Below are 15,815 nucleotides of genomic sequence, written 5' to 3' on the forward strand. Positions count from 1 at the left end.
CCTGACAGGGGTTTTTATTACCTCACGATCAATACAAATGACCGATATTCACGATGGTGCTGACCGTATCGCCAAAGAACGTCAGACGACTCAGGAATACGCCAACAAACAGCAGGACAAAAAGCGCTTTTGCGCGACGCTCTCCCTGACGGCTTAGCACAAAGGCCACCGCCAGACACACCAGACTCGCCAGATAAAGCGGTGACGTCAGCCAGGCATGCGCCGTCATCTGCATGATGGTGCCGCCGCTTAGCCAGATAATGGGCGCGGCGATCATGACCGCCATACACACAACAATCCCCTGACGCAATGCTGCAACGGCAGGAGCAAGGTTAAGCAGTGGAATCGCCGCGCAGCCCATCACCCACACCGTAATGAAAAACAGCAGCATCGTCAGACCGTTGGCAATCGCCACCATTGCCGGGGCGGCATAGGTCATCCCCTGAACCGCCACCAGTGCGATACCGAGAACAGAGGCCAGAACAGCTGGCGCTTTGTGCCCTTTCGCCAAAAACGTCACGCCCACCGCTGCGCCGTATAAGGTTGCGCCAAGAATTTCACGGCTGAGCCAGGCGTGCTGCAGGTTGATCAGGGCGTTGTAGGCGCGATCCGGATGCGCAAGGTGCAATACCGCCGCCACGGAAGCCGCCGCCAGAATCAGCCCGCTAACCAACCAGTACAGGCGTTTGCTTTCCAGCTTTCCTTGCAACGCGCGCAGCGTCAGAATGAGCGTTATACCGACCGACATCTGACTCAGTACGGTAAAAATGACCAGAGGAAGTTCATACTTTTCCATTACTTGCCCTCCGGTTGCTTCGGTTGACGCGCGAGGATAAAACGCGTGCCTGGATTAAGCTGCGGCATACGCGGGAATCCCGGCGGAAACTGCACCGCATTGTCAGGTATCGGATCGGCATCGAGGTCAATAAGCGTCAGTGCACCTACCGGACAGGCATTCACGCACGCTGGCTGCATGCCAACATCAAGACGCTCGTAGCACATGCTGCATTTTTCCGCCTTTTTCGTCTCTTCATTGAAACGAGGCGCACCGTATGGACAGTTGCGGATACAGTTTTTGCATCCAATACAGCGCTCCGGGTTATGCACCACGACACCATCTTCACGTTTGGTGTACGCCTCTACCGGACAAGCCGCCAGGCAGGCCGGGTTTTCGCAGTGGTTACAGGCCAGCGAATAGAACGCCCGCTCTTCATGCGGATAAATTTCTTTATCCAGCGGATAGACGTAGCGCCAGAAACGTTCAGGCTCCAGCTGGTTAAAACTTTTACACGCCATCGCACAGCCACGGCAGCCGATGCATTTATCGCTATTAACTAAAAACGCGCGTCTCATGCCGCTGCTCCTTTACTGATCAAAATGATATCCGCAAACTGACTGTGGATAGCCGCACCTGGCGCACCGGTTTTCATCAACCCCATATCGGCTGGGGTATCCGCCACCACGTTTTGAACGTTGTATTTCCGTTTCGGGAACCACGCCTCGTACATCACCAGGAAATCTTCCGGAACGTTAGCGGTCACCTTCGCACGCAGTTCTACTTCACCTACGGTGTTAAACACTTTCACCAGGTCGTTTTCGGCAATGCCTCTTTTTTCTGCGGAAATCGGATGCATATAGACAAACGGCTCCGGATAGAAGACCTGCATCCAGTCAAGGTTGATAAATTGGGAATGGATACCGAACTGCACATGCGGTGTAAACAGGTGGAATGGCAGCGTGCTTTTCGCCTCCGGTTTGTATTCCGGCAGCGCCGTATGGCCATTTTTCTCACACAGCTCAGATTTGAACTCAAACTTTCCAGAGGGCGTTTTAAACTTACGGTCATACCAGGCCGCAGAACTTGGCAGAATGGCTTTTTTCGGTCCTTCCAGCAAATCATCCCAGGAGGAAATACCAAACATTTTGGCCATCCCATCGTTGAACTCCTGGTCCAGCCAACGCTTATGATCGAACTCCTGCGGGAATGTGCAAGAACCCGGCTCCAGCTTGTTGATTGTGCGGGAAAGTAAAACGGCGATTTCCAGATCGCATTTTGCCTCGTACATTGGCTTAATTGCAGGCTGGTTGATTGAGAGCCAGTAGTGCCAATATGAGGCGTCTACGTTCCATTCTTCAAAAGCCGTGGTGACAGGCAAAACGATATCGGCATGCTGGACGGTTTCGTTAAAGAACTGATCGGCGCAGACCACCATTTCCAGTTTTTCGAATGCTTTTTCCATCTTGCTGCGATCAAAATCCTGAGCAAACGGGTTCTTACAGGCAACCCAAAGCATTCGGACAGGCGGCTCGTTGGCTTCCAGAATTCCTTTTGCGGTCTGGTTGATATTCAATGAGCGATCGGAATACTGTGCGACTTCCCCCGAAGAACCAAACTCGCTGGTAGTTCCCGCTGCACCTGGCATACCGATGGAGCCTACCGGTGGCTTTTGCAGCATGGCATTGTAGTTAAAGCCCCAGGTATGCAGGTGACCGTAGCGAGCGCCACCGCCCTCAATGCCAATATTGCCGGTCATTGCTACAAAGGCATCGATCGCCCGTACGTTAGCGCCGCCGTTAACATGACGCTGCATGCCGTAGCCAATCCACACGGTAGCAGGGTTAACCGCGGTAAATTCTTCCGCCAACTGGCGAATAACATCCGCCGACAGCCCGCAAATCTCAGACGCCCACTCTACGGTAACGCTGTTGCGCAGATAGGCTTCGAATTCCGGGTAACCATGGGAATAGTTGTTGACGAAATCCTGATCAACCAATCCTTTGTCCACCAGGTGGCGTGCCATACCCAGCGCCAGAGCGCCATCTGATCCAGGGCGAACACGTAAATAGAGATCGGCTTTCGCAGCGGTCTGGGTTAACAGCGGATCGATAACGACCACTTTCGCCCCTTTCTCCCGCGCCTGGTAGATATACTTCATGGTGTGCATAGAGCACCAGGCCGGGTTAGCGCCCCAGATAATGATGTATTTTGCTTTCACCATATCTTCCGGGTCGTTACACCACATATCACCCATATCGTAGTTCTGGGCATCGATACCGGCTGGCCAGCAAGGTGTTCCTGCAAAACGCGTGGTGTAACCCAGCGAAGACATCATCCCTTCAACCGCATAGTTCAATACCCCGAATTTGCCGGAATATTTGGTCATCGCCAGACCCAGCATTGAACCGTCTTTCTTTTTGATCTCCAGCATCTTGGTCGCAATGCGCTGCATTGCTTCGTCCCAGGAAATACGACGCCAGTTACCGCTACCGCGAACATCCTGAACCATCGGGTATTTAATGCGGTCCGGGCTGTATACCCTGCGTGGGTAGCTCAGTCCCTTCACACACGGAGTTCCATGCGTAAACGTTGATTCCGGTGCACCTTCGACAAAGGTGATAACATCATCTTTCACCCAGGTTTTCAGGCTACAAGTGTCATAGCAGTTACGCGGACAGGCGTTACGATAGATTTTGTAGGTTTTAGGGTTAAAAGGAATGGGTGGTTGCGCCAATGCACAGCGTGAAGTCAGCAATCCCCCTGGCAGGGCTGCGACCGTGCCAAGGGCAATCAACCCTTTCAAAAATGAACGTCTGTTCAGAACTCCCGGTTCATTACTCATATTGATACTCTCGTTTTTAATTCATCAAGCCAAGAAGACAATCTTCCCGCTGCGTTTTTCAACGTGGCGGTTTGTGCATTTATATTTATTTTTTCTATATACTCGGGCACCCACAGCGCTATATACTCAGATGCATATCGAGTAAGGGTAACCTGGTATTCTGATGATGCTCTGGCATTAGCCGATAATAAAACCGCCAATTCCAATACGCAGGAAATATGATCATCCGGGATATTATTCACACCATTTATAGATAATCCTATATTTGCCATGAATTCCCGAATGCTCAGGGTTGATTTACCCATGACGAGGGCATCTTCTTCAAGATAAACCGAGGCAAACGGCGCGGCCTTTAGTTTCTGTGGTCCGACAAACAGCGCATTGAAGTCGTACTCCGCTTTCAGCCACTCCTGCTCTGTTAGCGACGCGGCATTTTTATCCAGGGCTGAATAAGCCCTTCTCAGTGTGGTACTGTCATAAGAGATAAAAAAATCACGCAACAATAACCCTGTCGATTCAAAGCTCGTCAGGGTTTCATATATTTCACCCATGAATTAACCAACCATTTATTCATACAACAAATAAAAACATAGTGCAGGCTAATATAATAAATGAAACCTTAACGCTTTCTTTGACCAAAGAAATGATCGGGCTAACTAAAATAATGTTTTATGCGGTTTATTGTTTCAAGAATTAACAATCTGTGAGAGGCGGAAATAAAAAACCGCCAGCGGGAAACTGGCGGTTTTGGCATTGCAGGTGTGTCTTACTTTTTTTATGCTACTGTCGTGCGAATCAGATAATCAAACGCGCTCAATGATGCTTTGGCACCTTCGCCAGTCGCAATGATAATCTGCTTATAGGGTACGGTGGTGCAGTCACCGGCAGCGAAAACACCTTTCACGCTGGTTTCGCACTTGGCATCGATGATGATTTCACCCATGCGATTACGTTCAACGGCGCCTTCCAGCCAGTTGGTGTTCGGCAGCAGACCAATCTGTACAAAGATACCAGCCAGTTCCACATTGTGAACATCTCCGCTCACGCGGTCACGATACTCCAGGCCAGTGACCTTGCTGCCATCGCCTTTCACTTCTGTGGTTTGCGCATTCAGAATGATGTCGACATTTTTCAGACTGCGAAGCTTATTCTGCAGCACCTGGTCTGCCTTCATTTCCGGGGCAAATTCCAGCAACGTCACGTGCTCGACGATACCCGCCAGATCGATAGCCGCTTCAACACCCGAGTTACCGCCACCTATCACCGCGACACGCTTGCCTTTAAACAGCGGGCCATCACAGTGCGGACAGTAGGTTACGCCCTTGGTGCGATACTGATCTTCACCCGGAACATTCATGTTGCGCCATTTTGCACCGGTAGCAATGATGATGCTGCGTGCTTTCAACACCGCGCCGGAAGCCGTTTCAATCTGATGCAAACCACCTTCCTGAGCTGCCGGAACCAGTTTGCTCGCACTCTGGCTATCAATAACATCAACATCGTAATCATCAACATGTGCTTTCAGTGCGCCAGCCAGTTTCTGGCCTTCGGTTTTCGGTACAGAGATGTAGTTTTCGATATCAACGGTATCAAGAACCTGACCGCCAAAGCGTTCGCCCATCAGACCGGTGCGAATACCTTTACGCGCAGAGTACACCGCTGCCGCTGCCCCGGCAGGACCCGAACCGACGATCAGCACATCGTAAGCATCACGCTTATTCAACTCTTCCGCTGCGCGCTTTTCTGCACCGGTATCCACTTTCGCTACGATTTCAGTCAGCGTCATACGACCCTGGCCGAACTCTTTGCCGTTCATATAGACCGCCGGAACGCCCATGACGTTACGATCGGTAATTTCGTTCTGGAATGTACCGCCATCAATCGCCGTATGCTTGATACGCGGGTTCAGCACGGACATCAGGTTCAGCGCTTGCACCACATCCGGGCAGTTATGGCAGGACAGTGAATAATAGGTTTCAAACTCAAAGTCCCCGTCGAGGTCGCGGATCTGCTCCAGCAGTGACTGTGCCTCTTTTGACGGATGACCGCCTGTCCACAACAGCGCCAGAACCAGAGAGGTAAACTCATGCCCCAGCGGAGAACCGGCAAAGCGCGGCCCCTGGTGAGAACCAGGGTTGGTTATCAGAAACGATGGCTTACGTACGGCCAGAGTATTGTCTTCTTTAAAGGTGACTTTTTCTGACAGTTCAGCAATTTCAGTCAGCAGTTCCTTGATTTCTGCCGATTTAGCGCTGTCATCCAGCGTAGCAATCAGCTCAACAGGTTTGGTCAGTTTCTCAAGATAAGCCTTGAGCTGGGTTTTCATATTTGTGTCGAGCATTATTCTTCCCTCTCTGAAAACATCATCATGCAAGCCGAATTCGCGGGGCCGCATCAATGCAACTTGCGTCATGGTGCTGGAATGAAATGGGCGCGTCTGCGCCCATTGATTGCCGGGTGGCACTTCGTTTACCCGGCCTACGGTTTCGTAGGCCTATGCAAGCGCAGCGCCGCAAGGCAAAACAGACTTAGATCTTGCCGACCAGATCTAAAGATGGCGCTAAGGTCGCTTCGCCTTCTTTCCACTTAGCCGGGCAAACTTCACCTGGGTGGGAAGCGACATACTGTGCAGCTTTAATTTTGCGCAGCAGGTCAGACGCATCACGGCCGATACCTTCAGCGGTAACTTCGATTGCCTGGATGATACCCTGCGGGTCAACAACGAATGTTGCACGGTCAGCCAGACCTTCATCTTCACGCATATTGTCGAAGTTACGGGTCAGGGCGCCAGTCGGGTCGCCGATCATCGCATATTTGATTTTCGCGATGGTTTCAGAGCTGCTGTGCCATGCTTTGTGAGTAAAATGAGTGTCAGTAGAAACAGAGTAAACGTCCACACCCAGTTTCTGCAGTTCTTCGTAATGGTCAGCAACGTCGCCCAGCTCGGTCGGACATACGAACGTAAAATCAGCCGGGTAGAAGAAGAAGACACTCCAACGACCTTCGGTATCTTTCTCGGTTACTTCAATGAACTCACCGTTTTTGAACGCCTGGTTTTTGAAAGGTTTAATTTTGGTATTAATCAAAGACATCTGTACTTCCTCCGTGTTTTCGTTGAGGGATAAGTTAACGAAAATCATTGATAAGGGCTAATGCGTTTCCTTTATCAAATCAATAAGCGTTAACTAACAACCGACTCAACCGCATGGTGTAAACCCTATTCTAAAAGTAAAAAAGGCTCCCTTTGCAGGGAGCCTCATTACCCGAGTTACCCGCAAGTAACTTCAGTGCCAGCAGAACTGGCTATGTGTTGCGCTCTACATTACCTTAACCAAGGTCGTAACAGCGATTGGGATTACATCACCCAACTACCGAAAGGGCAATCGACAGACTGTCGATCTTACCTATGGCTGCGATAGGTTTTGCAACTTAACTCCCTTTCCTTCTAATTTTATAAGGAAAATCAATGTTTAAACGTACATTACTCTTAGCTCTGCTCCCTGCTGTCGTCCACGCTGAAGAGCTTCCTGCCCCCGTGAAAGCGATTGAGAAACAGGGCATTACGATTCTGAAGTCGTTCGACGCCCCGGGAGGCATGAAAGGTTATCTGGGCAAATATCAGGACATGGGGGTCACTATCTATGTGACGCCTGATGGAAAACAGGCGATCTCCGGCTATATGTATAACGAGAAAGGTGAAAACCTGAGTAATGCGCTGATAGAAAAAGAGATCTATGCCCCTGCCGGGCGCGAGATGTGGCAACGAATGGAAAAAGCGTCGTGGATTCTGGACGGCAAAAAAGACGCGCCAGTTATTGTGTATGTGTTTGCCGATCCCTTCTGTCCCTATTGTAAACAGTTCTGGCAGCAGGCGCGCCCGTGGGTGGACGCCGGTAAAGTTCAACTGCGCACGTTGCTGGTTGGCGTAATAAAACCCGAAAGTCCGGCAACTGCTGCGGCCATTCTGGCAAGCAAGGACCCCGCTAAAACCTGGCACGACTATGAAGCCTCCGGCGGCAAAATGACGCTGGCGCTGCCAGCAAACCCGCCTGCCGAGCAAATGAAGACGCTGAATATCAACCAAAAACTAATGGACGATTTAGGCGCCAATGTCACGCCCGCCATTTATTACATGAGCAAAGATAATACCCTGCAACAGGCAGTAGGTTTGCCCGACAAAGAGAAGCTGGATATTATTATGGGAGCCAAATAAATATACACAACGAATGATTGATATTATTTTCATATCAATCATTCTTCTTTTCTATATCAATTAACCCGTTAGCACTTTTTACCGAAAAAATAACCCTGCCTGTGCTATTTTAAGTAGTAGTAAACTATTCATTAAGTTTTACATGTATATGAAACGATAATGCATTACAACTTATACATAACAAAATGAAATATTTCACAACTAAACTAAAACAGGAATTAGCGTATGGCTAACCTTTACGACCTCAAAAAATTCGATCTGAACCTGCTGGTTATTTTCGAGTGTATCTATCAGAATCTGAGCATAAGCAAAGCCGCCGAAACGCTGTTTATTACCCCCTCAGCCGTTAGCCAGTCGCTACAAAGGCTTCGCACCCAATTCAATGATCCTTTGTTTATTCGGGCAGGGAAAGGCATTACGCCTACCGTAACGGCGGTCAATCTACACCATCACCTTGAGAACAATCTCAACAGTCTGGAAGAAACAATAAATATCATGCACAGCTCCAGTCTGAAGAAAAAATTCGTCATTTACAGTCCGCAAATTATCAGCAATGTCTACATAAGTGAGTTAATTAAATCTATCAGGGAAGACAAATATGTTGAAATTGAACATCGTGATATTCTGATAACATCGAAAACCGCTGAAGACTTACTCGCCTACCGTAAAGCGGATGTTGTCATCACGACATCACCGATCGTTAACCGCTCAATTATATGCACCCCATTCAGGACAATTGAGACCGTATTGGTCTGTGGCAAAAACCACCCCAGAATAAATGAAAAAACAACGTTAAATGAAATATTGGAAGAACAGTTTTCGCGGTTTCTCTCTGACGATGCTGGTGTAAAAGAGTACCAGTCGGAAACAAATGCTTTTCTCGCCAATCGTAAAACCGGGTTCTCTAGTGATTCACTGATGTCAATTATCAACATTATATCCATTACAGATATCATTGGTTTCATTCCTAAACCAACCTTTGAATTATATTCATCATTATTCAATTTAAAGAAAATCAAAACAGATATTAAGCCACCATCAATGAATCTATTTTTAATGTACAACCGGGCCTCACTTAACAACAAAAACTTTGAGAATTCCATAGCAAAAATAAATAAAAAAACCGAAAAAAGCGACACATCAAAGAACTATACATAAACTAAATAAGAAAAATTTTTAAATACATTAAGTGAATGTATTTAAAGGTTGCACGCTTCGTAAATTGGCATATCTTATTCAAAGTATACATTAGAGATGTTACTCTTTTATTCTTTCAGTATGGACTTGCTATGTCTGTTTACAAAATCCCTCTGAGTCAGAGCGTGCTGGAAGCCGCTCAGGAACGCATTACCTGGACTTTGGAAACACTGCCTCGCGTGTGCGTTTCACTGTCTGGAGGGAAAGACTCCGGGCTCATGATGCATCTCACCGCCACTCTTGCACGCCAGTTACATAAAAAAATAAGCGTATTGTTTATTGACTGGGAAGCCCAGTTCTCTTGTACTATCGACTATGTTGAAGCGCTACGAGAACACTATTCTGACGTTATAGAACGTTTTTATTGGGTAGCAATACCGCTCACCACCCAAAATTCTCTCTCACAATTTCAACCGGAATGGCAGTGTTGGGAACCCAATACACAATGGGTGCGGCAACCACCAGCAGATGCGATTACCGATCCCAGTTTCTTTCATTTCTACCAACCCGGCATGACCTTTGAACAATTCGTTCGTGAGTTCGCTGACTGGTTTTCAGAAAAACGTCCTGCGGCAATGATGGTAGGCATCCGTGCCGACGAGTCATATAACCGTTTTGTCGCCATTGCCCATTCACGTAAGCAACGTTTTGCCGATGACAAACCGTGGACTACCGCCGCACCGGGAGGACACACCTGGTATATCTATCCGGTGTATGACTGGAAAACAGCCGATATATGGACATGGTTTGCGAAAACAAAAATGCCATGCAACCCCCTGTATAACCTGATGTACCAGGCTGGCGTGCCAACACGATATATGCGCATTTGCGAACCCTTTGGCCCGGAACAACGCCAGGGACTGTGGCTGTATCATGTTATTGAGCCACAGCGATGGGCAGCCATGTGCACCCGGGTTAGCGGCGTTAAAAGCGGCGGAATATACGCCGGTCATGACAACCATTTTTACGGCCACCGGAAAATATTAAAACCTGAGCATTTAAGCTGGCAAGCGTACGCCATGCTGCTATTAGACAGCATGCCGCAACAGACCGCAGAGCACTACCGCAACAAAATCGCCGTCTATTTACAGTGGTACAAGAAAAAAGGGATCGATAATATTCCTCAAACCCAGGAAAACGATATTGGTTCTAAAGATATCCCCTCATGGAGACGGATCTGCAAAGTACTGCTGAATAATGACTACTGGTGTCGGGCACTCTCATTCAGTCCCACAAAAATGAAAAACTATCAGCGTTATAACGAACGTATGAAAACCAAACGCCAGGAATGGGGGATCTTATGCAACGACGACTAACTCAGGAACTCACCGGTTTTCTTTCTGGCCTTTCAGAAGAAGAACGAATTGAAGCAATCAATGAATTCAGGATGGCAATCCATAGCGTCAGTCCTTTCCGTGAAGAACCGGTAGACTGCGTTCTGTGGATCAAAAACAGCGCTATTTCGCCAAATGATTACAACCCAAATAACGTTGCGCCGCCGGAGAAAAAGCTACTGCTGAAATCCATTGAAGCCGATGGCTTCACACAACCGATCGTCGTGGTTCAATCAACCCCGGAAGAATATGAAATCGTCGACGGATTCCATCGACATGAAATCGGCAAAAACAAATCATCGCTAAAATCACGCCTGAAAGGTTATCTGCCCGTTGCCTGTCTGCAACGCGGGCGTCATGAGCGCATGGCGGCGACAATCCGCCACAATCGTGCCCGTGGGCGGCATCAAATCCATGCCATGTCGGAAATCGTTCGTGAATTATCACAATTAGGCTGGAGCGAAGAGAAAATCGGTAAAGAACTGGGGATGGATAGCGACGAAGTCTTACGTCTGAAGCAAATCAACGGTCTGCAAGAGTTATTTGCCGACCGTCGATTCTCCAAAGCCTGGACGGTGAAGTAGCGAAATCGCGTCACTACAGCGTAACCAGGCGTTCTGCCGCTGCCAGCAGCGTCGATTCTTGCTTAGCAAAACACAGGCGAATCAGCTTATGTGGGAAAGGATCGGCGCAGAAAACGGACAGTGGTATCGCCGCCACGCCGACCTCTTTAGTCAGCCATTGGCAAAACGCCACATCGTTGAGATCAGAAACAGCACTGTAATCAATCAGTAAAAAGTACGTCCCTTCGCAGGGTAGTATTTCCAGCCGACTGTCACGCAGCGCATTCACCAGCACATCACGTTTTCTCTGATAAAACGCGGGCAGCTCACGGTAGTGCGTCGGATCTTCGCGCAGCATATCCGCCAGCGCCAGTTGTGCCGGCGTGTTGACCGAGAAGGTTAAATACTGATGGACCTTACGTAACTCCGCGCTGATAGCCGGTGGCGCAACACAATACCCCACTTTCCAGCCCGTCATATGATAGGTTTTGCCAAATGATGAAACGGCAACTGCACGCGCCCTTAGTTGCGGATGCGCCAGCACGCTGGCATGCCCATGCGTGGCAAAACAGATATGCTCGTAGACTTCGTCACTGACAACATAAATCTCATGCCGGTTAATGGCCTGCCATAACGCCTCAAAGTCCGCCTTCTGCCATACCGTAGCCGAGGGGTTATGCGGTGTATTTAGGATCACCAGCCGGGTGCGGTCACTGATTAGCGCAGCAAATTCCTGCCAGTCGACGCGAAAAGACGGCGGTTGCAGCGCGATGCGTTTAACCTCGCCGCCGGATAATTCAATCGCGGGCGCATAGCTGTCGTAGCTCGGGTCAAAACATATCACCTCATCGCCAGGCCGTACCAGTGCCGTGATCGCGGCGTACAATGCTTCCGTTGCCCCCGCAGTAACGGTCACTTCGCTATTTGCGTCGGGTCTATAGCCGTACAACTGCGCGGTTTTATCCGCAATGGCCTCTCGCAGCGGCTGTACGCCCGTCATCGGCGCATACTGGTTTGCGCCATGCGCGACGTGATACGCCAGACGTTCTTGTAAAAAGAGTGGACCATCAAAATCAGGAAATCCCTGCGAGAGGTTAATGGCCTGGTGCTGCTGCGCCAGCGCGCTCATTTGCGTGAAAATAGTGGTGCCCAGATTAGGCAGTTTGCTTTGCGGAATCAGCGGGTTATTACTCATTATTGTTATCCCAGCGTGTGATGTTGTGGTTGAAGCCACTATAGCACGATGCTAGTATTTGGCAATCAAGACGTTCAGACGTCTATATAAAAATAACCTGCCTGGACAGGACAGCCAAAAGGACAACACAACATGAGTAATACCGAGATTCGCGTCGTCACCGGCCCGGCTAACTATTTTTCCCATCGCGGCAGCCTGTCGAGACTCAACGATTTTTTCACAAAGGATCAACTCTCACGCGCCGTCTGGGTATATGGTGAGCGCGCCATCAATGCAGCCCGGCCTTATCTGCCAGAGGCCTTTCATCTTGCCGAGGCTAAACACCTGCTGTTTACGGGTCATTGCAGCGAAAAAGATGTTGGGCAACTGGCAACAGAGTCAGGAGAGAATCGCAGCGTGGTGATTGGCGTGGGCGGCGGGACATTGCTCGACACAGCCAAAGCGCTGGCGCGCCGCCTTGGTTTACCCTTTGTAGCAACCCCAACCATTGCCGCCACCTGTGCTGCCTGGACGCCGCTGTCCGTGTGGTACGACGATGCAGGTCAGGCACTGCATTTCGAAATTTTCGATGATGCCAATTTTTTGGTACTGGTAGAGCCAGAGATCGTGCTTAATGCGCCAGACGCGTATTTGCTGGCTGGTATCGGGGACACGTTGGCGAAATGGTACGAAGCGGTTGTGCTCGCCCCACAGCCTGAAACCTTGCCGCTGACTGTACGTCTTGGCATCAACGGCGCATTGGCGATCCGCGACGTTCTCCTTCAGAGCAGCGAGCAGGCGCTGGCAGATAAGCAGCGTGGTGAACTGACCCGTGCATTTTGCGACGTGGTGGATGCGATCATTGCCGGAGGCGGCATGGTCGGCGGTCTGGGCGAGCGCTACACCCGCGTGGCGGCGGCACACTCGGTGCATAATGGCCTGACCGTCCTCCCGCAAACGGAGAAATTTTTACATGGCACCAAAGTAGCGTACGGCATACTGGTGCAGAGTGCGTTGTTGGGACAAGATGCTGTGCTGGCGCAGTTAATTACCGCCTATCAGCGCTTCAATTTGCCAACCCGGTTGGCTCAACTGGAAGTGGACATCCAAAACCGCGCCGAAATCGATAAGGTGATTGCGCATACCCTGCGCCCGGTGGAGTCCATTCACGCGCTGCCGGTGGAGCTAACACCGGAAACACTGCGTGCGGCATTTGAGAAGGTAGAGACGTTTACGGTGTGACTATGGTGCAGGTTGCCTGATGGCGGCTTCGCCTTATCAGGCCTACGGCCAATGCAATGTTGTAGGCCGGATAAGCGTTAGCGCCATCCGGCAAAAAATCAACAGCACTTCGCGCCACCTTTGCCCCCATAGCGCGCATCCTGGCGCTCGCGGAAAAATTCTTCGTAGGTCATTGGCGTTTGGTCCGGATGCGTGACGCGCATATGCTCAACATAGTTGTCGTAATCCGGCACACCGATCATTAACCGGGCGGTTTGACCTAAATACTTCCCGGCTTTGGCGAGTGTTTCAAACATAGTGATTCCCTGTCGTACAAACGCCCTCCCCGTTCAGGAGAGGGCTCATTGGTTAAGAGAATATTAGTGCGCGCCTTTCGCCTGCGCCACGATCTCTTCGACATTCTCAGGCATCGGCTCGTACGGCGTCTCTTTCGACGTTGGTTTGTCCTCTTTCAACGCTGCCAGCGCAGTTTTGATGGAGAACAGACCCAGCACCACAACGACTACCATGAAGAAGATGGTGAGACCCGCATCCAGGCGGTTGTTAAACACCAGCTGCGTCAGCTGCGACTGGGTGTACTGCGCCGGAATGTTACCGCTGTCGATCATCGCCTGGAATTTGTTGGCGATAGCCAGGAAGCCGATTTTCGCATCCGGGCTAAACGCTTTCTGCCAGCCAGCGGTCAGGGTACAAATCAGCAGCCAGGCGGTTGGCACCAGCGCCACCCATGCGTAGCGCTGGCGTTTCATCTTGAATAGCACCACCGCACAGAGCATCAACGCCATACCGGCCAGCATCTGGTTGGCGATACCAAACAGCGGCCACAGGGTGTTAATACCGCCCAGTGGATCCACCACGCCCTGGTGCAGGAAGTAACCCCAGGCCAGTACGCACAGCGCCGTCGCCAACAGGTTCGCTGGCAGCGAATCGGTACGTTTCAGCCCTGGTGACACCACGCCCAGCAGATCCTGCAGCATAAAGCGCGCGGCGCGCGTACCGGCGTCTACTGCCGTCAAAATAAACAGGGCTTCAAACAGAATGGCGAAGTGATACCAGAATGCCACATCCATCATGCCACCCAGCGCACCGTGCAGAATATACGCCATGCCCACCGCCAGCGTCGGCGCGCCGCCTGCACGGGAGATAATGGATTGTTCGCCGACATCGTTCGCGATCTGATGCAGCGTATCAGGCGTGATAACAAAGCCCCAGCTGCTCACGACCTGTGCCGCTGACGCAACCACATCGGTGGTTCCGGCAGGTGCCAGTACCGCCATCGGGCTGTTCATCGCAAAGTAGACGCCCGGGTCGATAACGCAGGCCGCTACCAGCGCCATAATGGCGACAAAGGATTCCATCAGCATCCCGCCATAGCCGATAAAGCAGGCCTGACCTTCATTCGCCAGCATCTTCGGCGTGGTGCCGGAGGCAATCAGCGCGTGGAAACCAGAGACTGCGCCGCAGGCGATGGTAATAAACAGGAACGGGAACAGGTTACCGCTCCAGACCGGGCCGGTACCGTCAACAAACTTGGTCAACGCAGGCATGGTCAGCGTCGGGCGCATGATCAGGATCCCTACCGCCAGACCCACAATGGTGCCGATTTTCAGGAAGGTAGAAAGGTAATCACGCGGTGCCAGCAGCAGCCAGACCGGCAGCACGGCAGCCACGAAACCGTAACCCACCAGCATCCAGGTCAGCTGTACACCGGTAAAGTCAAAATAAGGGCCCCAGGTAGGACTCTCCGCCACCCAGCCACCGGAAATAATGGCAAATACCAGGAACACCAGACCGATGACCGACACTTCGCCAATGCGCCCCGGGCGCAGATAACGCAGGTAAATCCCCATAAAAATCGCCAGCGGGATAGTGAACGCTACGGTGTAAGTTCCCCACGGGCTGTGGGTTAGCGCTTTCACGACTATCATCGCCAGTACCGCGAGGATAATCACCATGATCATAAAACAGGCCACCAGCGCAATAACACCCGCCGTTGGGCCCATCTCTTCTTTCACCAGTTCGCCAAGGGAACGACCATCGCGACGGGTAGAAACAAACAGCACCATAAAGTCCTGCACCGCGCCGGCCAGCACTACCCCGGCGAGCAGCCAGATCATCCCCGGCAGATAGCCCATTTGCGCCGCCAGCACCGGTCCAACTAACGGACCCGCTCCGGCAATCGCTGCAAAATGGTGACCAAACAGTACTTTTTTATCGGTGGGAACATAGTCCAGACCGTCGTTATGACGCACGGCTGGCGTCATACGCGTCGGGTCCAGCGCCAGTACATTTTTCGCGATGTACAGGCCATAGAAACGGTAAGCGATAAGATAGACACAGACCGACGCCACGACTATCCACAACGCGTTGATCTGTTCACCACGGTTTAATGCGATATAGCCGAGGGCAAATGCTCCCATTACGGAGAGCACTGTCCAGACGAGGTACTTCCCTGATTTATTCATAGTTGTT

The 15,815-nt window shown here is 50.8% G+C and carries 14 protein-coding genes; 5 read left to right on the forward strand and 9 right to left on the reverse strand.

Annotated features, from left to right (window positions below; genetic code table 11):
* Positions 1 to 28: 28 nt before the first annotated feature.
* The 6 genes from G8S19_RS16120 to ahpC form a co-directional block, all read right to left on the reverse strand.
* On the reverse strand, positions 29 to 796 hold the full coding sequence (locus G8S19_RS16120; protein WP_192465553.1) for a DmsC/YnfH family molybdoenzyme membrane anchor subunit: 768 nt from the start codon (positions 794 to 796) through the stop codon (positions 29 to 31).
* Positions 796 to 1,353: a 4Fe-4S dicluster domain-containing protein gene (locus G8S19_RS16125; RefSeq protein WP_101742386.1), complete on the reverse strand. Its 558-nt coding sequence runs from the start codon at positions 1,351 to 1,353 to the stop codon at positions 796 to 798. The genes G8S19_RS16120 and G8S19_RS16125 overlap by 1 nt, the downstream gene beginning before the upstream one ends.
* Positions 1,350 to 3,620 carry a molybdopterin-dependent oxidoreductase gene (locus tag G8S19_RS16130; protein WP_101742385.1) on the reverse strand — a complete coding sequence of 757 codons (2,271 nt, stop codon included), beginning with the start codon at positions 3,618 to 3,620 and terminating at the stop codon, positions 1,350 to 1,352. Before G8S19_RS16130 ends, G8S19_RS16125 begins: the two co-directional genes overlap by 4 nt.
* Positions 3,617 to 4,171 carry a molecular chaperone gene (locus G8S19_RS16135; protein ID WP_199945071.1) on the reverse strand — a complete coding sequence of 185 codons (555 nt, stop codon included), beginning with the start codon at positions 4,169 to 4,171 and terminating at the stop codon, positions 3,617 to 3,619. Before G8S19_RS16135 ends, G8S19_RS16130 begins: the two co-directional genes overlap by 4 nt.
* A gap of 224 nt (positions 4,172 to 4,395) precedes the next feature.
* On the reverse strand, positions 4,396 to 5,961 hold the full coding sequence (gene ahpF / locus G8S19_RS16140) for an alkyl hydroperoxide reductase subunit F (RefSeq protein WP_124021315.1): 1,566 nt from the start codon (positions 5,959 to 5,961) through the stop codon (positions 4,396 to 4,398).
* A gap of 187 nt (positions 5,962 to 6,148) precedes the next feature.
* Positions 6,149 to 6,712: an alkyl hydroperoxide reductase subunit C gene (gene ahpC / locus G8S19_RS16145; protein WP_002894394.1), complete on the reverse strand. Its 564-nt coding sequence runs from the start codon at positions 6,710 to 6,712 to the stop codon at positions 6,149 to 6,151.
* Positions 6,713 to 7,086: 374 nt separating this feature from the next.
* Between ahpC and dsbG the strand changes: the two genes are divergently transcribed.
* The 4 genes from dsbG (at position 7,087) to G8S19_RS16165 (ending at position 10,948) form a co-directional block, all read left to right on the forward strand.
* Entirely contained in the window at positions 7,087 to 7,833 is a 747-nt protein-coding gene (gene dsbG, locus G8S19_RS16150) for a thiol:disulfide interchange protein DsbG (RefSeq protein ID WP_048212319.1), read from the forward strand.
* Between the two features lie 225 nt (positions 7,834 to 8,058).
* Positions 8,059 to 8,991, forward strand: a complete 933-nt coding sequence (locus tag G8S19_RS16155; protein WP_101742382.1) for a LysR family transcriptional regulator — start codon at positions 8,059 to 8,061, stop codon at positions 8,989 to 8,991.
* Between the two features lie 131 nt (positions 8,992 to 9,122).
* The gene (locus G8S19_RS16160; RefSeq protein WP_048212321.1) at positions 9,123 to 10,346 is read left to right on the forward strand and encodes a phosphoadenosine phosphosulfate reductase; all 1,224 of its coding nucleotides are present in this window, start codon (positions 9,123 to 9,125) and stop codon (positions 10,344 to 10,346) included.
* Positions 10,331 to 10,948 (forward strand): ParB/RepB/Spo0J family partition protein, encoded by a 618-nt coding sequence (locus G8S19_RS16165; RefSeq protein WP_048212322.1) that lies wholly within the window; start codon positions 10,331 to 10,333, stop codon positions 10,946 to 10,948. The genes G8S19_RS16160 and G8S19_RS16165 overlap by 16 nt, the downstream gene beginning before the upstream one ends.
* Before the next feature lie 13 nt (positions 10,949 to 10,961).
* Here G8S19_RS16165 and G8S19_RS16170 read toward each other — a convergent pair whose 3' ends face one another.
* Entirely contained in the window at positions 10,962 to 12,122 is a 1,161-nt protein-coding gene (locus G8S19_RS16170; RefSeq protein ID WP_121584349.1) for a pyridoxal phosphate-dependent aminotransferase, read from the reverse strand.
* 132 nt (positions 12,123 to 12,254) lie between these two features.
* On the opposite strand from G8S19_RS16170, the gene G8S19_RS16175 reads away from it, so the two are divergent.
* Positions 12,255 to 13,343, forward strand: coding sequence for an oxidoreductase (locus G8S19_RS16175; protein WP_253685540.1), 1,089 nt, complete (start codon positions 12,255 to 12,257; stop codon positions 13,341 to 13,343).
* Positions 13,344 to 13,441: 98 nt separating this feature from the next.
* On the opposite strand, the gene G8S19_RS16180 is transcribed toward G8S19_RS16175, so the two are convergent.
* Together G8S19_RS16180 and cstA are read right to left on the reverse strand one after the other, a co-directional pair.
* Positions 13,442 to 13,639 carry a YbdD/YjiX family protein gene (locus tag G8S19_RS16180; RefSeq protein WP_003022064.1) on the reverse strand — a complete coding sequence of 66 codons (198 nt, stop codon included), beginning with the start codon at positions 13,637 to 13,639 and terminating at the stop codon, positions 13,442 to 13,444.
* 63 nt (positions 13,640 to 13,702) lie between these two features.
* The gene (gene cstA, locus G8S19_RS16185) at positions 13,703 to 15,808 is read right to left on the reverse strand and encodes a pyruvate/proton symporter CstA (RefSeq protein ID WP_253685542.1); all 2,106 of its coding nucleotides are present in this window, start codon (positions 15,806 to 15,808) and stop codon (positions 13,703 to 13,705) included.
* Positions 15,809 to 15,815: the final 7 nt, after the last annotated feature.

Origin of the sequence: Citrobacter sp. SX206 (assembly GCF_024181025.1) — a bacterium.
Lineage (GTDB): Bacteria > Pseudomonadota > Gammaproteobacteria > Enterobacterales > Enterobacteriaceae > Citrobacter > Citrobacter youngae.